This is a genomic window from Segatella asaccharophila (assembly GCF_054687055.1).
On record NZ_BAACAN010000020.1, the window covers coordinates 19822 to 45591 of the forward strand.

A 25770-nucleotide genomic window follows, 5' to 3' on the forward strand; every position below is an offset into this window, starting at 1 on the left:
AGAATTTTATATAATTTCAGCATACCTTATGAGCACCGTCACTGATCACAACAGGGATGACTTCCGGCTCATGTCCGTATTTTTCATTAAATTTCTTCTTGGCATCTGCGATGAACTTGTCGTAAATTTCATCTTTGACCAGATTGATGGTGCAGCCACCAAATCCGCCACCCATGATACGACTACCGGTAACGTCGTCTTCTTTAGCAATATTATTGAGGAAATCGAGTTCTTCGCATGATACTTCATATTCCTTGCTCAGACCGTTATGCGTTTCAAACATTTTTTGTCCCACGGTCTCATAATCTCCTTTTTGGAGAGCTTCACTGACGGACAGAACCCTGTCTTTCTCTCCCAGAACAAAATGAGCGCGTTTGTAGTCTTCTTCCCCGACTTCGGAGCGCACTTCTTCGAGCTCGTCCCATGTGCAGTCGCGGAGTGTTTCTATCTTCTGGTCTGCATGCCTGGCAGCAATATGCTTGACCACATTCTCACAACTGTTCCGGCGGTCGTTATAAGGAGAACCTTTCAGTTCGTGCTTGACCTTTGAATTGAGCAGAACTAATTTATAACCTTTAGGATCGAAAGGCAGGTAAGTAAATTCTCTGCTGCGGCAGTCGAGGCGCATTAGTTGGCCTTTCTTTCCGAAGACAGATGCAAACTGGTCCATGATTCCGCAATTGACGCCGATATATTTGTGTTCAGTAGCCTGGCCGGCAAGAGCCATGTCCCATTTGGATACCTTGTTGTCGCCGAATAGATCATTCAGTGCACAGGCAAAGCAACTCTCCAGTGCAGCAGAGGATGACATTCCTGCTCCCAAGGGCACATCACCGTAGAAGGCTGCATTGAACCCTTTGACCGGAACACCAAGTGCTTTCATCTCACGTACGATGCCGTAGATGTATCTTGCCCATGTAGCATGTGGTCCTTTAGGATCATCAATATTAAATTCCACACGGTCTTTTAAATCAATGGAATAGAGAATTACAGTCTGTAGGCCGTTAGGGCGGACCTCAGCCATAATACCTTTATCTACTGCACCCGGCATGACAAATCCTCCGTTGTAGTCTGTGTGTTCACCGATGAGATTAATACGTCCCGGGGCCATATAAATATTTCCAGTCTTATTGTCAAAATGCTTGAGGAAACGAGTTCTTACTTTTTCTATATCCATAATAAAAGATGTTTTAAAGAGTGATAAGATATTTATGGTGTTAATAAAGGCGTAACTTCGGAAAGTCACGCCTTTCAATCTTAATCGATAGGGATGTCCTTGTTCACATTCTTGGAGCCTATTAAAGCATAGAAGCAGAGATAGGCGAGTGCGATGAAGGGTACAATATAGGAAATCATGTAGTTGACATGGTCTGCAATATAGTTCTGGATCAGGGGAAGAACACCGCCACCGACTACCATCATCATGAATATTCCGGAAGCTTTTGCGGTGTATTTGCCTAATCCTTCCGTGGACAGGTTGAATACACTTGGCCACATCACTGAAGTACACAGACCGCAGAGTACCAGGAACAAGGCACAGATAGGTACTGTAACCATCTGGAAAGCCGAACCTGTGAATACGGGCATACTTACGGTAGAGGACTTGCCCAGAATCATGGCCAGACAGATAAAGATCATTCCGAAAATTGTCGTAATGGTCAGCAGTTGCTTGCTCGATACCTTGCTGGCAATGAAACTGGCCAGAAAGCGTCCCACCAGCATCAGAAACCAGTATGTGCCGGCAATGAAACCTCCGATGGCGGCAGCATTCAGAAGTCCGCCTCCTCCGCCCTTCATTGAGGTGTCACTGATATAGAAGTTCAAGGTACCAGGGATACCGACCTCTACTCCTACATAAACAAAGATTCCGATAATACCCAGGTCGAAATGACGGAAACTCCACGGGCTGTGTTCAAAAACGGTCTGTTCATTCGTCTTTCCCATTTCCGGATCCTGAATGGGGATGAAGACCAGAATGATGAAAGCAGCCAGAAAGACGGTCATGGCGATATACATCACCAGATTGACATCGACCATTTTGGTGTTTGCCGTTACGGTGCCGATGAGCGAGCCTACCAGCATAGGAGTGAGCGTGCCGGACAGCGAGTTCAGCGTTCCACCAATCATGTTCAACTGGTTACCACGGTTCCCTCCGCCACCCAGAAGGTTCAGCATGGGGTTGACGACCGTATTCAGCATACAGACACTGAAACCTGAGATGAATGCTCCCAAGAGATAAACACAGAATCCGGTTACACCCGGATTGAATTCTCCACTGAGAAATTGGATGAGTACTCCTAAGAAACCGAGGGCAATACCTACGAGAGCGGTTTTTTTGTAACCGATTTTAGTAAGCATGGCTCCGGCGGGAATACCCATAAACAGATAGGCCAGGAAATTCATGGCGTTCCCTAGCATTCCGATCATGTTACTGCCCTCGAATACATTTTTCCAAATAACCCCGATTGGAGCTGCCAGATTTGTTACAAACGAAATCATGGCATAAAGGAACATCATTGTGATAATGGCAATGATGCTGCCTTGTTTTTTATTCGTATTTTCCATTTATGATTTTGTTGATTATCTTCTTCTTCTTTTATGAATATTACGGAGACTAATTCTTCGTGGATTACTTCTCTATACCGAATTTATAGATGGTTTTTTGATGATACTCTTCTCCGGGAGTCAATTCCACAGATGGAAAATAGGGGTGATTAGGTGTATCCGGGAAATGCTGGGCTTCAAAACTGATGGCTGAGCGTCGAGGGAATGTCGCTCCATTCTGCCCTTTATAGCCATCTGCCCAATTATCTGTATAAAACTGCATACCAGGTTCTGTCGTATAGACCTCCATGGTCCTGCCGCTCACCGGCTCTATGACTTTGGCCGCGAAACTCAGTTCGCCTTCTTCCTTCTTGTTGAGCACATAGCAGTGGTCATATCCGGCACCGTTTTTAATTTGTTCATCTTCTGCGTTGATGTCCTGTCCTATCGGCTTTGGGGTACGGAAATCAAAGGGGGTATCCTTGACGAACCTGATTTCCCCTGTGGGGATGGAAGTGTCGTCAATAGGGAGATAATAGTCTGCATTGATCTGACAGATGATAGGATCGACGGTAGGGGTGGGATTGGCTATGCCTGCCAGTGAATAGAAACCATGATGGGTGAGGTTGATAATAGTCTTCTTGTTCGTCTTGGCTAAATATTTGATGATGAGCTCATTGTCATCCGTAAAAGTATAGGCTACCCATACGTCCAGTTCACCTCTGAAGCCCTCCTCGCCATAAGAACTGTTGTATTTCAGGACGGCTGCCTGATCGCTGATCCTCTGTACATCCCATACTCTAGAATGAAACCCTGTCGGGCCACCGTGCAGGGCATTGGGACCATTGTTGACAGCCAGTTGGTATTCCTTGCCATGCAGGGTGAATTTCCCCTTGCAGATACGGTTACCATAGCGGCCGATCAACGTACTCAGAAAAGGTTCCGGAGAGTGGATCACATCGTTTATGTTATCGTGGCCTTGAATGACATTTCCTAATTTGCCATTCCTGTCCGGTACCATGATTGCCACCAGAGCACCTCCGTAATTCGTGAAAGCCACCTCATTGCCTTGCTTGTTCTGCAAGATAAAGAGGTCTGTCTTTTTGCCGTGAATCGTGGCCTGAAAATTTCCTCTTTTCAGGCCGCAGATATTTTCCGTTTCTGCTGTGCTCATAATATCGTTAAGTTTTTAGTTACAAATATATATGCAAAGTAAGTAAAAAATCACGGAAACAGCAAATTATATTGATGGAAAATCCTTTGATTCAGAGTTAAAAGTCTTTAATAATTCCCTGTTATAAAAAAACTCGTCAGTAAAATGACAGAAGTTTGTAATCAAAATGTCATCATCAGTGAACTGATGATGCTTTTTGAAATGGAATTTCTTTAAGAAGATCTGCTACTACATAACTGGATCCGCCCACGAAGATAAAATCTTCTTTACCGGCCTCTTCCAGTGCTTTTTCGTATGCTTCTCCTACTGAGGAAAAAGCCCTTCCCTGGAGTTCATGGGCCTTTGCGGTCTCTACGACTTTCGATACTGGAAAAGCCCGTTCACAACTGGGTTGCGTCCAATAATATATCCCATCTTTGGGTAACATGCCCATGACGGTATTGATATCCTTGTCATTCACCATTCCGAAAACGATCCGCCGCTGTCTGCAGGGTTGTGATGCGATCTGCCTGCCGAGATACTGCCATCCTCCCACATTGTGACCTGTGTCACAGATGACGAGCGGTTCTTTCCTCAACCGCTCCCAGCGGCCCCTTAATCCGGTCATTTCACATACTTGTGCGAACCCTTTTGATACACTGTCAGCATTACGGATTATATTCCTGTTCAGGAGTTGGATGGCCGCCGTCAGAATGGTATTGGCATTCTTGTCTTGATAGATTCCGCCAAGTTCGCCTTTGATCTTTCCAAAATAGCGTGTCTCATAGATCCTGCCGCCATCTGCGCAGGCCTTTGAGGATAGAACTGCAGGTATATCTTCTGCGTAGACATCCTGGGCTTGCATCTCCTGGGCTTTTGATTCGAAGACAATCCGCGTTTCAGGCACCGCCTCACCGATAATCACCGGTACTCCATTTTTGATGATCCCTGCCTTTTCTCCTGCGATCTTTGCCAGGGTATGACCCAGGAATTGGGTATGGTCGAAACTGATATTCGTGATAATGGACAGGATGGGAGTAATGATATTGGTACAGTCCAGCCGTCCTCCCAGTCCGACTTCGATGACGGCTATATCCACTTTCTGGTCGGCAAAGTATTTGAAAGCCATCGCGGTGGTCAGTTCAAAAAATGAGGGATGAAGGGGTTCAAAGAAATCTCGGTTCTGCTCTACAAAGTCTACGACATATTTCTCACTGACAGGCTGGCCGTTGACCCGGATTCTTTCGCGGAAGTCTACGAGATGAGGAGAGGTGTACAGTCCTACTTTGTATCCATCTGCCTGGAGGATGGCCGCCAGGGTATGGGAGCATGAACCTTTGCCGTTGGTCCCGGCGATGTGGATAGTAAGAAAATGCGTATGGGGATGATTGAAATGCTGATCTAAGGCCAGAGAATTCTCCAGTCCGGCTTTATATGCCGGTGCACCCACTTTTTCAAAAACAGGGGTGCTGTTGAAAAGATATTTTACGGTTTGCTGATAATCCATTGCTCAAAAATAAGAACAGCTTACCTGCTGTTGCATTAAGTCATCTCCCTGAATGAATTGCAGGTCATTCACTGGATATGACGGATAATATAAAGACCACCCCGATGCAACTGCGACAGGCGTAATTGCGTCGGGGACCTGATTAACTGAACAGATTCTTGATATGTTCAAAAACAGATTTCTTATCTACATTGGAGGACTTGAAATTGTCACTATTCCTGAATACTTCCACGGCCTGTTTTTCATCTTTTGTAAGTGTCTTGGGAATGTAGACACTGATGTTGACAATGATGTCTCCCATACCATGTCCATATCCCTGGACTGCAGGCAGTCCCTTCCCTCTCAGCCGGACCTGCCTGCCTGGCTGCGTTCCGGAATCAATTTTAAGTGATATTTTGGAACCACCGACAGTGGGAATATCCACATTCCCTCCCAAGATAGCTGTCGGAAGGTCCAGAAGTAGATTATAATAAAGATCTTGGCCATTGCGGATGAAAGTGTTGTCCGGCTCCTCCTTGATGATCACCTGGATGTTGCCATTGACGCCATTATGACGTCCTGCATTTCCTTTTCCGGGCACATTGAGCACCATGCCGTCGGCTACGCCTGCCGGGATATTGATTTCTACGACTTCCTCACCACTGACCACACCTTCACCGTTGCATCTCTTGCACTTGTTCTTGATGATCGTACCTTCCCCGTGACAAGTAGGGCAGGCGGCCTGTGTCTGCATCAGTCCGAAAACGGAATGTACGGTTTTTATCGTATAGCCCGTTCCATGGCAGGTCGGACAGGTCTCCGGGCTGGTGCCTCCTTCACAACCGGTACCGTGACAACTCGGACAAGTGATGTACTTACGCACCTTGAATTTCTTGGTCACTCCTTCCGCTATCTCCTGAAGGGTGAGGTGGACGGTCAGCCGAAGGTCTGATCCTCTGAACTGAGGACGTGTCCTGCTTCCTCCACCGCTGAAACCACTACTGCCGAAGCCTCCGAAACCGTGTCCTCCGAAGATGTCACCGAACATGGAGAAAATATCGTCCATGTTCATGCCTCCTCCTCCGAAGCCTCCGAAATCACCTTGAGGACCATTGAACCCAAACTGATCATACTGGCGGCGTTTATCCGGATCATGGAGCACACTATAGGCTTCAGCAGCCTCTTTGAATTTCTCTTCTGCCTCTTTATTTCCCGGATTACGGTCCGGGTGATATTTGATGGCTAATTTTCTGTATGCTATCTTGATCTCATCCTCCGAAGCGTTCTTGTCGACACCGAGCACTTCGTAGTAATCTCTTTTTTCTGCCATGATGTAAAATTATTTTGCAATTGCAATTGAAGCCTTCGTCTTCTTTATTGGCCTACAGCTACTTTGGCGTGCCGGATTACCTTATCATTCAACGTATAACCTGTCTGGACACAGTCAATGACTTTTCCCTTCTTCTTGTCGCCCATACCTGGAACCATGGCCACAGCTTCCATGTAGGTTGTATCAAAGTCCTTGTCTTTCGTGTCTATTTCCTTGACACCTAACCCGGCCAGGGCTTTCTGGAATTTCTTGTAAATCAGGTTCATCCCGTCCTTGATGGCCTTGGGCTCATTGCTCTTACTGGCCAGGGCACGTTCAAAATCATCCATGACCGGAAGAATGGCGGTGATGGTCTTCTCTCCTCCATTCAGGATCAGGTCTGCCTTTTCTTTGAGGGTGCGCTTCCTGTAGTTGTCAAATTCTGCCACGGAACGCAGGTATTTATCCTTCAGCTGTCCTATTTGCTCCTGGGCCTCTTTTAACGGGTCTTTCTTCTCTTCTTTTGGCTCTTTGTCCTTATCGGATACCTTTTCTGACTTTTCGTCAGTTTTTTCTGACTTTTCGTCTTTTTGAGAATCTTTCTTCTCCTTTTTGTCAGTTTCTTCCTTAGGTGTTCCTTTCTTTTCAGACTCACTGTCCTGACGATTTATCTTCTTTTCTTCGTTTTCTTTTTCTGCCATAGTTCTTTAAGTTAAAGTGATCTTCTTGATGCGAGGGGAAGCCAGCTCTTTTCTTCCGCTTTCTCTTTCAAGGGTCAAGCAAAATCTGTGCCAACTCAAGAATACATCTTCTCTTTCAAGGCTTTGATCTCTTCATCGTGAATATACTCATTGTAAGGCATCTGCTTGTCAATAGTTCCTTTAGGCGTAAGTTCGATAATCCGGTTAGCTACCGTTTCGATGAACTCATGGTCGTGGCTGGAGAAGAGTACATTTCCTTTGAAAGTGATCAGATTATTGTTGAAAGCCTGGATACTTTCCAGATCAAGGTGGTTGGTAGGTGTGTCCAGGATAAGACAGTTGGCTTTTTGTAATTGCATCCTGGCAATCATGCAACGCATCTTTTCTCCTCCCGAGAGGACATTGACTTGTTTCAGGATCTCTTCACCTGAAAAGAGCATCCTGCCCAGATAAGCTTTCATCTGGACTTCATTCCCCGGACCGTATTGACTCAGCCATTCCACAAGGTTCTTGTCACTTTGGAAGAAGGTGGTATTGTCCAGAGCGAGATAGGCCGTGGTGATCGTTACGCCCCATTTATATGAACCGGCATCAGGCTTGCGGTTACCGCTGATGATTTCAAACAGGGTAGTCATCGCTCTGGGATTATGTGACAGGAATATGATTTTCTGCCCCTTCTCTACGGTGAAATTGATATTATCAAAGAGTACCGTTCCATCCTCATCTACAGCTTTCAGACCTTCTGCCTCCAGGATCTGTGTCCCTGGCTCACGTTCCATCTCAAAGATAATGCCGGGATATTTCCGGCTGGAAGGACGGATCTCTTCTATATTGATCTTGGACAGCATCTTCTTCCGTGACGTGGTCTGCCGGCTTTTGGAGGCATTGGCAGAAAAGCGGCGGATAAACTCTTCCAGTTGTTTTTTCTTCTCTTCTGCTTTCATCCTCTGGTTCTGGGCCTGCCTTAAAGCCAACTGTGAGCTCTCGTACCAGAAAGAATAGTTGCCGGCGAACATGGTGATCTTCCCGTAGTCTATATCTACGGTCTGTGTAGATACGGCATCCAGGAAATGGCGGTCATGGCTGACGACCAGGACCGTTTGCTCCACTTCCCCGAGATAATCTTCAAGCCATTCTACGGTGTCCAGGTCCAGATCATTGGTAGGCTCATCCAGCAGCAGGTTCTCCGGCTTGCCGAAGAGGGCCTTGGCCAGCATGACCCGTACTTTCTGATTGTTGGAAAGCTCCTTCATATTTTCATTATGGTATTTTTCCGGAATACCCAGGTCCTGTAAGAGTTGGGCGGCATCTGACTCTGCGGACCAGCCGTTCATCTCGGCAAATTTTTCCTCAAGTTCTCCCGCACGGTTGCCTTCAGCATCTGTCATTTCTGCTTTCGCGTATAAAGCCTCCCGCTCTTTCATGTTCTTCCATAGCGGTTGATGTCCCATCAACACGGTGTCGAGGACACGGTAATCATCATATTTGAAATGGTCCTGCTCCAAGACGGAGAGCCGTTCTCCCGGCCCCATTTCAATGGTCCCCTTATTGGGCTCAAGGTCTCCGCTGATGGCGCGGAGGAGCGTAGACTTACCTGCACCGTTGGCGCCGATGATACCGTAGATGTTGCCGTGAGTAAATTTAAGGTTGACGTCCTTGTAGAGCACTCTCTTTCCAAATTGGATGGCAAGATTTGTTATTATAATCATTTTCTAATACCTTATTGTATAATAATTTGTGTACAAAGGTATAAAAAAGAATCGAGATGCCTGTATGTTTAGGATTTCTTTTGTACTTTTGTGGGGAAATATACGGCATGCAGGTCATTGATAGGGCTGAAAAAATAGTCTTTCAGGACAACAGGATTGTGAAGGGCTGGGAATGCGTAAACTTTGATGGCGGATGTGCCCTGAATAGAAATAATGACATGAAACTTTTGATTTTAGATTTTGATGGAACGATCGGAAATACCAATTCTCTGATCACCAGTACGATGCAGAGTACGTTAAGGGAACTGGATCTTCCGGTATGTTCGGCGGAAGAATGCTCTCGGACAATCGGATTGCCTCTGGAGCAATGCTTCCTGGAAGTCCTGCATTCTTCGGATCCAGCGGTGGCAAAGCAGTGTGCAACGGTTTATCGTCGTATCTTTTCGGTCAGCAACCATCCTGGCAGTGTGCCGGTATTTCCGCATGTCCTGGAGAGCATCCGCTTTTTTTATCACAAAGGGATGATCATTACGCTGGCCAGCAGTCGGGGGCATGCTTCTCTTGAGGCCTTTGTTGAGGAGATGCATCTGAAATCATATATTTCTTGCATCTTAGGTGCTGATGATGTCCAGCGGTCCAAGCCTGATCCGTACCCGGTACAGAAAATACTCCGCACCTTTTCTGTGGATCCTCAGGAAGCCTTGGTGGTAGGGGATACTAAGTTTGATATTCTCATGGGAAAGCGGGCCGGAGCAAGGACTTGTGGCGTGACCTATGGCAATGGATACAGGAATGAACTTGAAGGGGCGGGAGCAGATATGATCGTTGACGATTTCGGGCAGATACCGGAACTCTTGAAAGGTAAAGAATGAACAACAGACATTTTAAAGACGAAGATCATTATACGGTTTATCAGGTGAGCAAGCCGGCTCCTCTGCTGGCCTGGCTTCTGGAGAATATCAAAGGCCAGAGTAAAACAAAAATCAAGGAGACACTGAAGGGACAGGGCATCACCGTTGACGGTAAGACGATAACGAGATTCGACTATCCGCTTCTCCCGGGGATGAGGGTGGGTGTGTCCAGGTCTAAGCAGGTCAGGACACCTCAGAATCCATTTATCAGGGTGGTCTATGAGGACCCTTATGTGATCGTGATTGAGAAAAATACCGGCATACTTTCCATGGCTGCGGGGCACTCTTCCTTGAATGTGAAAACTGTTCTGGATAAATATTTCCATGATAACAGGCAGAAATGCCATGCTCATGTGGTCCATCGCCTCGACAGGGACACCAGTGGTCTCATGATCTATGCCAAAGATGTACAGATCGCCATGCAACTGGAGAAAAACTGGCATCAGACGGTTTATGACCGTCGCTATGTAGCGGTACTGAGCGGTGTGATGGAAAAGGATAGTGGCACCCTGACGAGCTGGCTGACGGAAGATGCTGCTTATACCACGGTTTCTTCATCTGTTGATAACGGCGGGAAATATGCCGTGACCCATTATCACGTCCTGGACCGGAGCGACCATTACTCTCTGGTGGAATTCCGCCTTGAGACGGGACGGAAAAACCAGATACGGGTACATGCTGCAGATATGGGGCACCCCGTCTGCGGTGATCCTAAATATGGCAATGGCGATGATCCCTGTCACCGGCTTTGCCTTCATGCTTACATCTTGTGCTTTTACCATCCGGTCACGGGGGAACGTATGGAATTTAAGGTCCCCATACCTTACAGTTTCCGCCAGTTGTTCAGGCCCGGTGAACCTTCTTATGGAAGGGAACGTGGCTGACAGGATCATTGCCCTGGGGACCGGGCCTTTTTATCCACTGAATCAAAGATGATTTAAATACACCGACTATGCATCCGTTCGCTTACTACATTTTTGCACTCATCGTTCTCATCGTTGCCTTTCTGGTCTTGAAGAAAGTAGCCAGTTGTCTGATCAAGTCCGTCGTGATGATCGCCTTGGTCGTCCTTCTGGCATTTCTTTATTTTACGTATATCAGGTAATCTGTTTTTAGATTACTTGTCCATCAGAAAAGCCTTGAATACCTGGAAATCATTTTCCATGGGGATACTCTGCTTCTTCCCATGGATGAATTTTTCCAGTCTTTCTGGGATGTCTATGTCTCCTCCGATGACAGCATCCACCTTCTCTTTGAATTTGGCCGGATCTGCTGTTTCCAGAAAGACTCCTGCCTCTCCGGGTTTCAGCCCTTCTTTCAATGCCCGGTAGCCACAGCAGCCGTGTGGATCCAGAATATATCCGTTCTTTTGATAACAGTCCTTGATGGTCTCGCGGATCTGGTTGTCCTTGTAGGTGGCTCCGCTGATGTCTTGCACGATGGCTTGATGGGAGTGTTCATAAAGGTCAAGGATGCGGGCAAAGTTGCTGGGATTACCTACGTCCATGGCATTGGCAATGGTCTGCTTGGAGGGCTTAGGATTGTATTTGCCCGTTTTCAGATATTTATAAAAGATGTCATTGGCATTGTTGGCTGCAATGAAACGCTTGATAGGCAGTCCCATCCTCTTGCTGAACAACCCTGCGGTGAGGTTCCCGAAATTACCTGAAGGTACGCAGACCACCAGGTTAGAGTTGATCTTGCCACCTTCTTTCTCTAACCGTATGACCCCCCTTTTCTTCAACTGTGCATAACCGAGGAAGTAATAAAAGGCCTGTGGCAGGAAGCGGGCGACATTGATGCTGTTGGCTGAGGTGAGCAACAGGTGCTCGTTAAGCTCCTGATCCATAAAGGCAGCTTTTACCATAGCCTGGCAGTCATCAAAGGTGCCGTTGACTTCCAGGGCAGTAATGTTCTGCCCGAGGGTCGTAAACTGGCTCTCCTGAATCTTGCTGACTTTTCCTTTGGGATAGAGTACATAGACATGAACACCCTTGACACCGAGAAAGCCATTAGCTACAGCTGAACCGGTGTCACCGGACGTGGCCACGAGAACATTGATGTCCTTGTCTCCGCTCTGGTGGACGAAGTACTCCAGCAGACGTGCCATAAAGCGTGCGCCGACATCCTTGAAAGCCATGGTGGGACCATGGAAGAGTTCCAGGGAATAAATATGGTCTTCAACTTTTACGGTCGGGATCTTGAATGACAAAGTATCATAAACGATCTTCTCCAGGGATTCTGCATTGACATCCTCTCCGAAGAAGGCGTTTGCTACGGTCAAGACAATCTCCGGCAGGAACATCTTATCCATGTTCTCGAAAAAGTCATCTACCAGATGTTTGATCTTTTCCGGCATATAGAGCCCTCCGTCGGGAGCAAGCCCTTTGATGACGGCCTCACGAAGGGAGACTGAAGGTGCTTTCTTGTTCGTACTGTAATATTTCATACTTATAGGTTTTATGTTTCTTTTTACATCCTTCCGTTCGTCACGTTATTGTGCAGTGCTTCTATTCGTATGACATGAAGGTGTTCATAAACTCGTTGAGGCGGAGCAAGCCATATTCTCCGGATACACAGCTCACCTCATCATATTGTTGTACCGAATCGGGTTTGATTCCGGGATACCAGATGAGGAAAGGTACCGCCTCCTTGACATGGGTGCGGATCTCTACGGGAGTAGGGTGATCCGGGAGGACGGCTATGCAGACCGGCTCTTTCCAGGATGATATTTCCTTATAGATAGGTTCTACGATGCGGTGGTCCAGATATTGGATAGCTTTGATCTTCAGGTCAAGGTTTCCGTCATGTCCTGCTTCATCGGTTGCCTCCAGGTGGAGATAGACAAAATCCTGTTTCTTCAATGCGTTGATGGCAGCCTTTGCCTTGCCTTCATAGTTGGTGTTTGCCAGCCCTGTAGCGCCGGGAACCTTGATGATGTCCAGTCCTGCATAATGACCGATCCCGCGGATCAGGTCCACGGCCGAGATGACACTGCCTGTTTTAATCTCAGGATAGAGTTGCATGAGGGTTTTCATCTTCGGGTGATAACCGCCCCCCCAGGGCCAGATGGAATTAGCCTGGCGCAGCCCTTCTGCGGCCCGTTTCCTGTTATAGGGATGTTCTTCCAGAAGGTCCTGGCTCTTGAGAATAAGGTCATTCAGCAGGTCGGCTGTCTCGCGGGCGGTCATCCTGGTTTTGTCTGTACCGCTGATCGGTTCATGTACATCCTCCCAACCCTTTTCCGGCTGGATGAGAAGGGGCCGCCATTCTTCGTTCGGATGGTCATGAGGGGGGGCACATACCAGGTGCTTGCTGCCATATTTAATGATCAGGAGATGGCGGTATTGGATACCGGTCATAAAGTGGACTTGCTCATTGCCGAGTTTGTCATCCAGATATTTCACGAGCACATCACCGTCTTTTGTCTGTAGGTTCCCCCCATTATGGGTAATGATTTTACCATCAGCAAGGTAGATGAAATTGCAACGCATCGCCATATCTTCGGGAGCCATCTGATAACCGATGCTGGCTGCCTCGAGAGGCCCCCGTCCTTCGTATACCTGGTTCAGGTCATAACCCAATATGGCTGTGTTGGCAACCTCTGATCCCGGATAGAATCCGTTCGGGACCGTTATCAACCTGCCTGTCTTACCTTGTTTAGCCAGCAAATCCATATAAGGGGTTTGAGCATACTGTAATAGTGTTTTTCCGCCCAGTCTTTGTACAGGATGGTCGGCCATTCCGTCACCTAATATAATAATATGTTTCATTTGAAAATCAGTTTGATCAGATGTTGGCGATACTCATCACGTTGGCGAATACACCGGCAGCCGTTACGCTTGCCCCGGCACCGTACCCCTGGATGAGCATCGGATATTCTTTATAGCGTTCTGTTGTGAGGAGAACGATATTGTTGCTTCCTTCCAGATTATAGAAAGGATGGTTCTTGCCAATAGATTTCAGTTCCACGCTGGTCCTGCCCCCTTCCATCGAAGCTACGAAGCGCCATCGCTTCCCCTCTTTTTCCAGTTGCTTGCGTTTCCGTTCAAAGCCTGCATCGAGATCGGGTAATTTTTCCCAGAAATTCTCCAGCGTTCCTTCGAAATAGGATGGGGGGATGAAAAGGTGTTTCTCCACATCGGACTGTTCTACGCGATAACCTGCTTCCCTGGTCAGGATCACCAGTTTCCTGATAACATCTACACCGCTCAGGTCTATCCGGGGATCCGGTTCGGAGTACCCTTCTTGCTTTGCACGGCGGACCGTTTCCGAGAAGGGGACGTCTGCAGAGATCTCATTGAAGATAAAGTTGAGTGTCCCGCTGAGGACTGCTTCGATCTTCAAGATCTTATCTCCTGAATTACGCAGGTCATTGATGGTGCCGATGATGGGAAGTCCTGCACCGACATTGGTCTCGAAACGGAACTTGACCCCTCTGGTCAGGGCCGTATGCTTGAGTTTGACATATTTATCATATTGATCTGAGGCAGCGATTTTATTGGCAGCCACAACGGAAATGTTATGTTCCAGCAAGGTCTGGTAGAGATCGGCAATATCCTTGCTGGCCGTACAATCTACAAACACAGAGTTGAAAATATTCATGCCGATGATATTATCGCACAGTTTCTTAGGATCACTGGGCTGGGATGACTTTAACTGCTCCCGGAAATTCTCCAGGTTCAGGCCGTCCCGGTCATAGATCGCATTATGTGAACTGGCAATGCCGACGACCGTCAGCTTAAGCCTGCTGCGTTCCTTGAGTGCATTATACTGATTTCTGATCTGCTCAATGAGTTTTCCGCCTACCGTACCTACTCCGCAGATGAAAAGGTTGAGTTCCTTATATTCTGAGAGGAAGAAAGAGTCATGCAGTACATTGAGGCTCTTTCTCAGGGAATCACTCTTTACGACGAAAGAGATGTTGGTTTCTGAAGCCCCCTGGGCACAGGCGATGACCGAAATACCGGAACGCCCCAGGGTACCGAAAAGTTTTCCGGCAATCCCCGGCGTATGCTTCATGTTCTCTCCTACGATAGCAATAGTGGCCAGCCCGCATTCGGCATGCATTGGGAACATCTCTCCGTCTGAGATCTCAGCAGCAAATTCTTTGTTGAGCACATTTACGGCCTCCGGCGCGTCTGCCTCCCGGACTCCGATGGAGGTGGAGTTTTCGGAAGAGGCCTGACTGACCATGAACACGGAGATCCCCTTGTTTGCCAGTGCCGTGAATATCCGTCGGTTGACTCCGATCACCCCTACCATACTCAATCCGCTTACCGTAATCAGTGCCGTACCGCTGATGGACGAAATCCCCTTGATGGGTTTATTGTCATCTTCTATTTTACTTTTAATGATCGTTCCAGGATTGGCGGGGTTGAAGGTGTTCTTCACCTTGATGGGAATATTCTTGATGCATACCGGGTAGATCGTTGGCGGATAGATAACCTTGGCACCGAAGTTGCAGAGTTCCATGGCCTCTACGTAGTTCAGTTCATTGATCGTATAGGCTGTCTTGATGACCTTCGGGTCAGCGGTCATGAACCCGTTGACATCTGTCCATATTTCCAGTACTTCAGCCCCCATGACACCGGCGAGAATGGCTGCGGTATAGTCACTTCCTCCTCGCCCGAGGTTCGTCGTCTCGTCAGTGTCGCGGTCCTTGCTGATGAATCCGGGTATCAGGGAGATGCGTGGAAGGTCCCTGAATGTGCTCTTGACCAGTCCTGTGGTTAACTCCGAGTCAAGCATGTCCTTGCCGTTCTTCCGGACGGTTTTGATGAATTCGCGGGAATCAAACCATCTTGATCCTCTGATCAGGGTGGCTACGATTTTACTGGATAACCGTTCTCCATAAGAGACAATGGCATTCTTGGTTTTCTCGCTGAGGTCATGGATGAGGTAGACTCCAAAATAAATGCTCTTCAACTGTTCGAGAAGGGCGTCGACGGTGTTGAACAGATCTTCTCTGTTCTGAGTATCGGTGATGATCGTGTCTATCAGGGTGTGATGCCGGTCTACCATCGCATTATACTCATCCCTCCATTGGTTATCATGTTTGAGAGCTAACTGTGCCGTAGAGAGTAATTTGTCGGTGATTCCACCGAGTGCACTGACAACAACAATAACAGGCTGGTGCTTGGCCTCTTTCTCTACGATCTTCTTCAGACTTAGGATACTTTTCACGGAACCTACAGATGTTCCGCCGAATTTTAGAACTTTCATTGGCTTGAAAATTAGTTATTATAATGTCTTGTCCTCCTCGAAACCAGCGAGGCCAGAACAGAACTTGGTTACAAAAATACGAAGAAATATCAGACCACCCAAAAATTGGGTAATAAATTTATGATTTTTGTGGACGGTCTGATCTGTTATTGGAGGAGAAAGGCGCTTCGGCTTCCGCGTATGACTCCGTCCAGGAGAGAGTTGTCTGCCGTATCCTTTGGAGAGCTCCGTGATTTTGTGACCGGACGTTCCTGCTCAGCACAGGAATTCTGTGATGTTCATGATGAGCAATGCCGCTACGCAGATGCCTAATGCGATCATTGCCCATGTTTGTCCCTTCTTGCCCATTTTGCTCTTCCTGATCAGGGCGGCCATCACAGTCATGAAAATCAGGGGTATAAGGATGATCATGATCTTAAACCATGACTGACCGTGGTAGTGGGCGTAGGAGTATTTTTCCTGGAATCCTATGTAGGCTACCATCAACAGGGAGAGGATGTTCATCAGATCTTTTTTGCTCATACAGGACTTTATTTACGGATTTGAAAAATGCCGGTTGCTCTTGTTTCTGGCTCTGGTCTTGCAAATATAGAAAATATTCAACTCGTTTCCAAAATTTTTATCAGAAATAACTTTCCGGGGTCTGTCCTTTTCCTGGATGGAACAGCCCCACCTGGGCAGCGGGGACGGGACAGGGGAAATGAAGGGGTCATGATGGAAACTTCATGGATTTATCTTGTAAGATTGCAGAAAACTTCTTATTTTTGCAGGTATGATCAAAGAATACCAAATCAGAGTCTTGCCTCAGGTGGCCTGTTCAGAGGCAAGCATTGCACAATATCTCGTCAGGGAGGAGGGGCTGGAGGCCCAGACCCTTACCCATGTCCGTGTCTTGCGCCGTAGCATCGATGCTCGTCAGCGGGTCATCTATGTGAATCTGAAAGTCCGGGCTTATCTCAATGAGATGCCACAGGAGGATGAGTTTGCCCGCACCTGCTACCCGGAGGTAAGCGGGAAGACACCGGTTATCGTGGTAGGCGAGGGACCTGGCGGCCTTTTTGCTGCTTTACGACTGATAGAAAAGGGGATCAGGCCTGTGGTTCTGGAACGTGGGAAAGATGTGCATTCGAGGAAAGTGGATATGGCTCAGATCTCCCGGACACAGAAGGTGAACCCGGAAAGTAATTACGGTTTCGGTGAAGGGGGGGCCGGGGCCTATTCGGATGGAAAATTATACACACGCAGTAAAAAGCGGGGATCGGTGGAAAAAATATTGAATGTCTTTTGCCAGCATGGTGCACCGTTGTCTATACTGGCAGACGCCCATCCGCATATCGGAACGGACAAATTGCCGCGGGTGATTGAAAATATGCGGGAGACCATTCTGAAGAGTGGTGGCGAAGTGCATTTCCAGACGAAGATGACGGCCCTTCAGACGGAGCACGACAGGGTAGTCGGCGTGGAGGCGGTGGACCTGAACACCGGAGCGGAAGAGACTTTCCGCGGACCTGTCATCCTGGCTACGGGACATTCCGCACGGGATGTCTATCGCTATCTTGCCCGTACAGGCATCGAGATGGAGGCTAAAGGGATTGCTGCCGGCGTGCGCCTGGAACATCCTTCAAAGTTGATTGACCAGATTCAGTATCACAGTCGGGCGGGCAGAGGGGACTATCTGCCGGCGGCAGAGTATTCCTTCGTCACCCAGGTGGAGGGGCGCGGGGTCTACAGTTTCTGTATGTGCCCGGGTGGTTTTGTCATCCCTGCCGCTACGGGACCTGAACAAATCGTTGTCAATGGAATGAGCCCGTCCAACCGGGGGACTGCCTGGTCGAATTCGGGCATGGTCGTGGAAATCCGGCCGGAAGATGTCGGGACGAAAGAGTTGCCCTTGACTTTCCAGACTGAGGAGGAGGGGACACACCCGGAGGTGCTGAAAGTGATGTACCTTCAGGAGCAGTTGGAAAAGATGTGCTGGCAACAGGGAAACCATAAGCAGACGGCTCCTGCCCAGCGGATGACCGATTTCGTCAACGGTCATCTGTCGTATGACCTGCCGGCGTCGAGTTATGCTCCAGGACTGATCTCCAGTCCGTTGCACTTCTGGCTGCCTCCCTTTATCGCCAAGAGACTTCAGGAGGGGTTCAGGTCCTTTGGCAGCCATGCCCATGGCTTCCTGACAAATGAGGCGGTGCTGATGGCTGTGGAGACCAGGACCTCTGCACCGGTGAGAATCGTACGTGACCGTGTAACCTTGCAGCATCTGCGTATCGAGGGGCTCTTTCCTTGTGGTGAAGGTGCTGGATATGCAGGGGGAATTGTCAGCGCGGGGATTGACGGGGAACGTTGTGCGGACAGTTGTGCGGCTTATCTTCAGGCTGCTCCCTCTGACCGGTGAGGGTATCGTGATCCGTACCGGATCATGGGAGCTCTGGTTTTTCTTAAACTTTTTGCAAAAGGATGAGGGGTTTGATTAATCTTTTGTATCTTTGTATGGCATCCGGAAAGTCCGGAAGGGCCGTGGGCGCGGCAATCGTTTAATCTAAATTTCAAGCCATGAATATTTCTGACCAATTCGTTATTACCATCAACCGGGAGTTCGGCTCCGGCGGACATGAGATCGGGCGCCTGCTGGCTCAGCGCCTGCAGGTCAAACTGATGGATAGGCAAATACTGAAGGCGGTGGCTGAAAGGTATCATCTGACTGAGGAACAGACTGAGAAATTGGAATTGAGACACCCTTCCTGGTGGGATGATTTCGCTAAGTTCTACCAGGATTATACGAGTAAGCATGAATATAAAGCCAGCGGAAGGGACATCACTTCCAGACAGCTCTTCTTCGCTCAGGCGGAGGCAATGAAGGATATTGCAAGTAGAGAGAGTTGTGTGGTCGTGGGCCGTTGTGGCTTTCATGTGTTCGGGGAGGATCCCCTTGCCTTGAAAGTCTTTGTCTATGCTCCTCTGGCGGACCGCATAGAGCGGATCGAAGGACGTTATAATGTTCGTGAGGACAAGGCCCGGCAGATGATTTCTGACCACGATTATACCCGCCAACTCTATACCCGGACGTTCACAGGAAAGGAATGGTATGATACTCGGAATTATCAACTTACCCTTAATGAGGGGACTTTAGGGATTGAGGGAGCCGTTGATTTCCTGGTGGATTTTGTGGGAAAGTTCTGGAAGGGGAGAATGCGATGAGCATATTCCGGAAGATTGCTGCTCGGATGGAGGCGTTTCCTCGGGTGCGGGATGTGCTCTTTCCGTAACGGTTCTTTCCTGGTCTGTTGGTACCTGATCGTGTATGTGACCTGACCGATGTTCACTGATGCCTTATGGTCATGAATGATGAAGCAAGTTTACAAAAAATTTGTTTATCTACTGATTTTTTCGTATTTTTGCAGAGTTTCAGAAATTATATAAAATCATTATAATGAACATTTCGTATAAATGGCTTAAAGAATACGTCGATTTTGACCTGACGCCTCAGGAGACAGCGGACGCGCTGACTTCTACAGGTCTTGAGGTTGATGCCCTTACAGAGGTCCAGACGGTCAAGGGTGGCTTGAAAGGATTATATGTAGGCAAGGTCCTGACTTGTGAGCCGCATCCTAACTCTGACCATCTGCATATCACTACGGTGGATCTGGGGAAAGGTACACCGAGCCAGATCATCTGCGGTGCTCCTAATGTGGCGGCAGGTGAAAAGGTGATCGTCGCTGATGTGGGGTGTGAACTTTATGATGGGGACCAGAAGGTTATCATCAAGAAAGCAAAGCTTCGTGGAGTGGAAAGTTGTGGGATGATTTGTGCTGAAGACGAAATAGGTATTGGCACGGATCATTCGGGCATCATCGTCCTTCCTGATGAGGCGGTGGTGGGGATTCCCGCGGCTGAATACTATCATCTGGAAAGTGACTGGGTCATCGAGATTGATATTACGGCTAACCGTGGAGATGCACTCAGTCATTACGGAGTAGCCCGTGACTTGTATGCGTGGCTGAAGCAGAATGGGTATCAGACACGTCTCCATCGTCCTGACTGTGATGCCTTCCGGGTAGATAACCATGACCTGCCGATAGAGGTGGAGATACAGAATACGGAGGCTTGCAAGCGTTATGCGTGTGTAAGTATTACGGACTGTGACGTGAAGGAGAGTCCGAAATGGCTGCAGGATAAACTCCGTGTCATCGGATTACGCCCGATTAATAATATCGTGGATATTACAAACTATATCATGATGGCATACGGCCAGCCGATGCACTGCTTTGATGCCGATATGGTGAAGGGCCACAAGATCGTGGTCCGGACTCAGCCTGAGGGAACAAAATTTGTCACCCTTGATGGGGTTGAGCATACCCTCGGGGCACATGACCTGAGCATCTGCAATGCTGAGGAACCGATGTGCATTGCCGGGATTTTCGGCGGGAAAGGCTCGGGAACTTACGAGACGACACGGAATGTGGTCCTGGAAAGTGCTTACTTCCATCCTACCTGGATCCGAAAGAGCGCACGCCGCCACGGATTGGGAACGGATGCCAGTTATCGGTTTGAACGGGGAATAGACCCGAATGGGATTATCTATGCCCTCAAGCAGGCTGCCATCCTCTGCTGCCAACTTGCGGGGGGAAAGGTGAGCATGTCCATTAAGGATGTCTACCCGGAACCAATCGGGGATTTTGACGTCCGTTTGAATTATGAATATTGTGACCGGTTGATCGGAAAGCAACTTGACCGGACGACGATAAAAAATATTGTCACAAGCCTTGAGATGAAGATCAAGGGAGAGGACTCTGAAGGATTGGATCTTTCCGTTCCTCCTTATCGGGTGGATGTACAGCGCCCGTGTGACGTAGTGGAAGATATTCTGCGCATTTACGGATATAATAATGTGGAGATCCCTCTGACTTTGAAGAGCTCATTGAATATCCAGGGGGTGGAGGATCAGAAAGCTGATCTGGAAAACCATGTCTCTGAACTGCTGGTGGGGTGTGGCTTCTTTGAGATTATGAATAATTCTCTGACAAAGACTGCATACTATCAGGGGACTCAACTCAACAGGTATCCCTGGGATGTTACGGTAAAGGTGATGAACCCGTTGAGTTCTGACCTGGGAGTGATGCGGCAGACGCTGCTCTTTGGCGGACTGGAGAGTATCGTACGTAATGTGCATCGTAAAAATCCGAACCTGAAGTTCTTCGAGGTCGGTAACTGTTACCGGTTTCTCGCCGAAAAGAGAACACCGGAGCACCCGATCAATGCTTATAAACAGTCGCATCATCTGGGTCTTTGGGTGACCGGTAAGCGTGTGGAGGGTTCCTGGGCTCACCCGGATGAGGATAGCAGTTTCTTCGAGTTGAAGGCCTACGTGGAAAATATCTTGCGGGTCTGTGGCTTGAAGTATCATACGGTGGTTGTTAAAACGAGTGACAATAATATCTTCTCCAAAGGTTTGCGGTATGAGACCCATCAGGGGGACCTGCTGGCGGAGGCAGGTATCGTGGACTTGAAGATTAAAAAGGCTTTTGAACTGAATCAGGACGTGTTCTTCGCAGACATTGACTTGACAGATCTGGCCAGGACTATCCGTAAAATTAAGTTTGAGTTTAAGGAGGTCAGCAAGTTCCCGGCGGTCAGCCGTGATCTGGCATTGCTGATAGACAAGAATGTCGAATTCAGCCAGATTGAGCAGATAGCCCGTAAGACGGAGAAAAAACTCTTGAAGAGAGTCGAACTTTTCGATGTCTATGAAGGAAAGAACCTGCCATCTGGAAAGAAGAGCTATGCTATCAATTTCATCCTTCAGGATGATGCGAAGACGCTGGATGATAAGGCAATCGACACGGTAATGAAAAAACTGATCCATCAGTTGACAACTCAGTTGCATGCTGAATTAAGGTGATCCTTTTATACTTTTTATACATTTTCAATCAAGATTTTTAAGATAAAAAATTAATATTACTCCAATGGGAAGAGCATTTGAATATCGAAAGGCTACAAAGCTGAAAAGATGGGGGCACATGGCCCGTACATTTACGAAATTAGGTAAACAAATTACTATCGCTGTCAAGGAGGGCGGGCCTGATCCTGAAAATAATCCTAATCTGCGTGCAATCATAGCTACTTGCAAGCGGGAGAATATGCCCAAGGATAATGTGGCTCGTGCCATCAAAAATGCTCAGGGAAAGGATCAGAGTGAATATAAGGAGGTGTCTTATGAAGGTTATGGCCCTCATGGGATTGCTGTCTTTGTGGATACCTTGACGGATAATACCACCCGTACAGTGGCAGATGTGCGTTCCGTGTTCAATAAGTTTAATGGTAACCTGGGAACTCAGGGATCCCTGAGCTATCTTTTTGATCATAAGTGCGTGTTCTCCTTCAAGAAGAAAGAGGATATGGACATGGACGGAATCATCCTGGATCTGATTGATTATGGCGTGGATGATGATTATGATGACGATGAGGAGGAGGGTGAGATTACGATCTATGGTGACCCGAAGAGTTTCGGGGATATCCAGAAATACCTGGAGGATCATGACTTTGAGATTACTACTGCTGAGTTTACCCGTATTCCGAATGACCTGAAGGATGTGACTCCGGAGCAGCGGAAGACGATCGATGAGATGCAGGATAAACTCGAGGAGTTTGAGGATGTGCAGAATGTATATACGAACATGAAGCCTGAGGAGGAGACAGAAGAAGAGGCCTGATGGCACATTTGAGATATAAGACCCACGGCACTTGCAGCGTGTGGATCGATGTGGATGTGGATGATCACGGAAATGTCGGAAACGTACGTTTTACGGGTGGCTGTGAGGGGAATGCGAAGGGAATCTGCTCGCTGATTAGGGGGATGAAAGCAACCGAGGTCAAGAATCGTCTCAAGGGTATTCTTTGTGGAAAGAGGCCTACGAGCTGCCCTGATCAGTTGGCTCATGCCCTGGAAGAGATGGGCTATTGACTATTGACGGCAGTGGATCTTTCCTGTCGAAAAAGGGATGGACGCAAAAGTTGAAAACTTGCGTCCATCCCTTTCTTATTTTGCCTTTCTTGCAAGTAAGGTTTTTCTGCCATACTCAATAGGGAATCAAGGGGATGCCAACTGCCTCGGTGACCATCTGATCTGTGGTTAACAAATTATCTTAGTCAACTAAAAGGTAATTTAGCAACAACAAAAGATGTAACTGATTCCTGTATATATTATGTCGGCAATTTTACCACGGCCTGGTAATCTTGTCTCCAAGACTTGGTAAGCATGTCTCCACGGCCTGGTAAGTTCGTTACCACGGCCTGGTAATCATCTTCCTACGGCTTGGTAAGTTTTTCCTCCTTTAACCTGCTATTTTTCGGTCACTATGTTATGGTCTTCCGGAGTGTCCCTTTTGATAATCCCTGGGCGTATAGACCGCTTCGAAAAGAGTTTTCCCCCTGTGCCTGGCAGAACGGTACAGAAAACGGAAATTGAAACCGGCATCTTTGTAAGCTTTTGAACTGGGATCGTCGATCAGGGCCGTCAGCAATACCCCTTTCAACTTCTTTGCATTGAACTTGATGACCTGGGGATTATCGGCCTTGCCCGAAAGTGTCCGATAATAATTCATCGTGTGCGTAGCCTTATCGAAAGACATGCTGTCCGTTCGCTCGTCATTGATGACGGGAGTGGGGCAGAACTTCTCCGTGTATTCCTTGCTTTCACGCACTGCCCGGTCTGAAAGACTCTCATGACAGGCAGATAAGGTAAAACAGAACAGAAGGGCCATTCCCAGAATAGGTTTATTCCATACGGAATGTAGGGTGTAATGGGAATGAAATGTATTAGTCGTCATTATTAACTTTAAATTTTATTTTTGCAAATATACAAAGAAATAATAAAAACTTTGTATCTTTGTGTTCTAAAAAGTGAGAATAACGCATGGATAATATCAGTAAAATCAGAAACTTTTGCATCATCGCTCATATTGACCATGGTAAGTCTACGCTGGCTGACCGCCTTCTGGAGAAGACTCATACGATCAAGATCACAGAAGGGCAGATGCTGGATGATATGGATCTGGAGCGGGAGCGGGGTATTACCATCAAAAGCCATGCTATCCAGATGGAGTACAAGGCCCGTGATGGAAAGAGTTATATCCTTAACCTGATCGATACTCCCGGACATGTGGACTTTTCTTATGAAGTGTCCCGGAGTATAGCTGCCTGTGAGGGTGCCTTGCTGGTGGTGGATGCCACACAGGGGGTGCAGGCTCAGACCATCTCTAATCTGTATATGGCCGTGGACCATAATCTTGAGATTATTCCGGTCATCAATAAGATCGACATGCCGAATGCTATGCCGGATGAAGTGGAGGATGAGATGGTGGATCTGACGGGTTGTGACCGGAAGGATGTCCTGAGGGCTTCTGCAAAAACAGGCGAAGGGGTAGAGGAGATCCTCGAGTCTATCGTCCTCCGGATCCCCCATCCCCAGGGGAATGCCAATGCGCCCACCCAGGCTTTGATCTTCGACTCGCTATACAATCCTTTCCGGGGAATCATTATTCTCTGTAAGGTGGATAATGGTTTTATCAGGAAAGGGGAAAAGGTGAAACTTTTCAATACGGGAATGCAATATGTGGCTGAAGAGGTGGGGGTGCTGAAAATGGACCTGGTTCCACGGGATACACTTTCCACGGGTGAGGTGGGCTACATCATTACCGGGATCAAGGATCCTACTGAGGTGAAGGTAGGGGACACGGTTACGGCCACTGAACGTCCGTGTACTCAGGCTATTGAGGGTTTCCAGGAGGTTAAACCCATGGTCTTCGCCGGGGTTTATCCTATTGATCCTAATGATTATGAAAACCTGCGTACTTCATTGGAGAAACTCCAGTTGAATGATGCGTCCCTTACTTTCTCCCCTGAGAGTTCCATCGCCCTGGGATTCGGATTCCGTTGTGGCTTCCTCGGTCTCTTGCACATGGAGATCGTGCAGGAACGACTTGATCGTGAGTTTAATATGGATGTCATCACTACGGTTCCTAATGTAAGCTATAAGGTCTTCGATAAACAGGGGAATGTCTCGGAAGTTCACAACCCTGCCGGGCTGCCGGACCAGACGCTGATTGAGCATGTCGAGGAACCCTATATCCGGGCTAGCATCATCACTTCGACAAAGTTTATCGGCCCGATCATGAAGTTGTGCCTGGATAAGCGGGGAGAGCTGCTTAACCAGGAATATGTGAGCGGTGATCGTGTGGAACTGTATTTCTTGATGCCTTTAGGGGAGATCGTCATCGACTTCTACGACAAATTGAAGAGCATCTCTAAAGGTTATGCCTCGTTTGACTATCATTTCGATTCTTACCGGCCGTCCCGGCTCGTCAAGTTGGATGTCCTTCTCAACGGTGAGCCTGTAGATGCCCTGTCTACCCTGACTCATGAAAGTAATGCGGTGACCTTTGGCAGGAAGATGTGTGAGAGGTTAAAGGAGCTGATCCCTCGACAGCAGTTTGATATTGCCATTCAGGCGGCTATCGGAGGGAAGATTATTGCCCGGGAGACCGTCAAGCAGGTCCGTAAGGATGTGACGGCGAAATGCTATGGCGGAGATGTGAGCCGTAAACGGAAATTACTTGAAAAACAGAAAAAGGGTAAAAAGCGGATGAAACAGATCGGGAATGTCAAGGTGCCTCAAAAGGCATTCCTGGCTGTACTGAAACTGGATGACTGACCTGTCCTCCGGCGCAGAGA

The 25770-nt window shown here is 47.9% G+C and carries 21 protein-coding genes; 9 read left to right on the top strand and 12 right to left on the bottom strand.

Translation table 11 applies throughout. The annotated features are described in order from the left end of the window. Positions 1-16: 16 nt before the first annotated feature. The 7 genes from galK to ACYRYG_RS10560 all read right to left on the bottom strand — a co-directional run bounded on the left by galK (position 17) and on the right by ACYRYG_RS10560 (position 8902). A complete protein-coding gene (gene galK, locus ACYRYG_RS10530) occupies positions 17-1177 on the bottom strand; it encodes a galactokinase (RefSeq protein WP_460198121.1) in 1161 nt (386 codons plus the stop codon). A gap of 80 nt (positions 1178-1257) precedes the next feature. After that, on the bottom strand, positions 1258-2565 hold the full coding sequence (locus ACYRYG_RS10535) for an MFS transporter (protein WP_293416844.1): 1308 nt from the start codon (positions 2563-2565) through the stop codon (positions 1258-1260). A 64-nt stretch (positions 2566-2629) separates the two neighbouring features. After that, entirely contained in the window at positions 2630-3718 is a 1089-nt protein-coding gene (locus ACYRYG_RS10540) for an aldose epimerase family protein (RefSeq protein ID WP_460198122.1), read from the bottom strand. A 175-nt stretch (positions 3719-3893) separates the two neighbouring features. Next, positions 3894-5204 (bottom strand): bifunctional folylpolyglutamate synthase/dihydrofolate synthase, encoded by a 1311-nt coding sequence (locus ACYRYG_RS10545; RefSeq protein WP_293426431.1) that lies wholly within the window; start codon positions 5202-5204, stop codon positions 3894-3896. Between the two features lie 142 nt (positions 5205-5346). Continuing rightward, positions 5347-6513 carry a molecular chaperone DnaJ gene (gene dnaJ, locus ACYRYG_RS10550; RefSeq protein ID WP_293416838.1) on the bottom strand — a complete coding sequence of 389 codons (1167 nt, stop codon included), beginning with the start codon at positions 6511-6513 and terminating at the stop codon, positions 5347-5349. Positions 6514-6557: 44 nt separating this feature from the next. Next, complete coding sequence (locus tag ACYRYG_RS10555; protein WP_293416835.1) at positions 6558-7193, bottom strand: nucleotide exchange factor GrpE; 636 nt, start codon at positions 7191-7193, stop codon at positions 6558-6560. Between the two features lie 95 nt (positions 7194-7288). Next, a complete protein-coding gene (locus tag ACYRYG_RS10560) occupies positions 7289-8902 on the bottom strand; it encodes an ABC-F family ATP-binding cassette domain-containing protein (protein ID WP_460198123.1) in 1614 nt (537 codons plus the stop codon). 56 nt (positions 8903-8958) lie between these two features. Between ACYRYG_RS10560 and ACYRYG_RS10565 the strand changes: the two genes are divergently transcribed. The 3 genes from ACYRYG_RS10565 (at position 8959) to ACYRYG_RS10575 (ending at position 10918) form a co-directional block, all read left to right on the top strand. After that, positions 8959-9774, top strand: coding sequence for an HAD family hydrolase (locus tag ACYRYG_RS10565; protein WP_460198124.1), 816 nt, complete (start codon positions 8959-8961; stop codon positions 9772-9774). After that, on the top strand, positions 9771-10697 hold the full coding sequence (locus tag ACYRYG_RS10570) for an RluA family pseudouridine synthase (RefSeq protein WP_293422251.1): 927 nt from the start codon (positions 9771-9773) through the stop codon (positions 10695-10697). The genes ACYRYG_RS10565 and ACYRYG_RS10570 overlap by 4 nt, the downstream gene beginning before the upstream one ends. 68 nt (positions 10698-10765) lie before the next feature. Beyond that, on the top strand, positions 10766-10918 hold the full coding sequence (locus ACYRYG_RS10575) for a hypothetical protein (RefSeq protein ID WP_293416826.1): 153 nt from the start codon (positions 10766-10768) through the stop codon (positions 10916-10918). A 12-nt stretch (positions 10919-10930) separates the two neighbouring features. Here the strand turns inward: ACYRYG_RS10575 and thrC are convergent, their stop codons facing one another. The 4 genes from thrC to ACYRYG_RS10595 all read right to left on the bottom strand — a co-directional run bounded on the left by thrC (position 10931) and on the right by ACYRYG_RS10595 (position 16560). Continuing rightward, a complete protein-coding gene (thrC, locus tag ACYRYG_RS10580) occupies positions 10931-12262 on the bottom strand; it encodes a threonine synthase (protein ID WP_293432040.1) in 1332 nt (443 codons plus the stop codon). A gap of 61 nt (positions 12263-12323) precedes the next feature. Beyond that, positions 12324-13586: a cofactor-independent phosphoglycerate mutase gene (locus tag ACYRYG_RS10585; protein WP_293416820.1), complete on the bottom strand. Its 1263-nt coding sequence runs from the start codon at positions 13584-13586 to the stop codon at positions 12324-12326. Between the two features lie 16 nt (positions 13587-13602). After that, positions 13603-16038: a bifunctional aspartate kinase/homoserine dehydrogenase I gene (gene thrA, locus ACYRYG_RS10590; protein WP_293416817.1), complete on the bottom strand. Its 2436-nt coding sequence runs from the start codon at positions 16036-16038 to the stop codon at positions 13603-13605. Positions 16039-16293: 255 nt separating this feature from the next. Next, positions 16294-16560 carry a hypothetical protein gene (locus tag ACYRYG_RS10595; RefSeq protein WP_293428852.1) on the bottom strand — a complete coding sequence of 89 codons (267 nt, stop codon included), beginning with the start codon at positions 16558-16560 and terminating at the stop codon, positions 16294-16296. 250 nt (positions 16561-16810) lie between these two features. Here ACYRYG_RS10595 and ACYRYG_RS10600 point away from each other — a divergent pair, with 250 nt between their 5' ends. From ACYRYG_RS10600 to ACYRYG_RS10620, 5 genes are all read left to right on the top strand, one after another. Beyond that, complete coding sequence (locus tag ACYRYG_RS10600; RefSeq protein WP_293442949.1) at positions 16811-18436, top strand: NAD(P)/FAD-dependent oxidoreductase; 1626 nt, start codon at positions 16811-16813, stop codon at positions 18434-18436. A gap of 158 nt (positions 18437-18594) precedes the next feature. Further along, on the top strand, positions 18595-19239 hold the full coding sequence (locus ACYRYG_RS10605) for a cytidylate kinase-like family protein (protein ID WP_293442946.1): 645 nt from the start codon (positions 18595-18597) through the stop codon (positions 19237-19239). Positions 19240-19471: 232 nt separating this feature from the next. Continuing rightward, complete coding sequence (gene pheT, locus ACYRYG_RS10610; RefSeq protein ID WP_460198126.1) at positions 19472-21940, top strand: phenylalanine--tRNA ligase subunit beta; 2469 nt, start codon at positions 19472-19474, stop codon at positions 21938-21940. Positions 21941-22004: 64 nt separating this feature from the next. Beyond that, complete coding sequence (locus ACYRYG_RS10615) at positions 22005-22751, top strand: YebC/PmpR family DNA-binding transcriptional regulator (RefSeq protein ID WP_293416802.1); 747 nt, start codon at positions 22005-22007, stop codon at positions 22749-22751. After that, positions 22751-23002, top strand: coding sequence for a TIGR03905 family TSCPD domain-containing protein (locus ACYRYG_RS10620; protein WP_460198128.1), 252 nt, complete (start codon positions 22751-22753; stop codon positions 23000-23002). The genes ACYRYG_RS10615 and ACYRYG_RS10620 overlap by 1 nt, the downstream gene beginning before the upstream one ends. 397 nt (positions 23003-23399) lie before the next feature. On the opposite strand, the gene ACYRYG_RS10625 is transcribed toward ACYRYG_RS10620, so the two are convergent. Next, the gene (locus ACYRYG_RS10625) at positions 23400-23867 is read right to left on the bottom strand and encodes a hypothetical protein (RefSeq protein WP_460198129.1); all 468 of its coding nucleotides are present in this window, start codon (positions 23865-23867) and stop codon (positions 23400-23402) included. Positions 23868-23953: 86 nt separating this feature from the next. On the opposite strand from ACYRYG_RS10625, the gene lepA reads away from it, so the two are divergent. After that, positions 23954-25750: a translation elongation factor 4 gene (gene lepA, locus ACYRYG_RS10630; protein WP_293416796.1), complete on the top strand. Its 1797-nt coding sequence runs from the start codon at positions 23954-23956 to the stop codon at positions 25748-25750. The last annotated feature ends 20 nt before the right edge of the window (positions 25751-25770 follow it).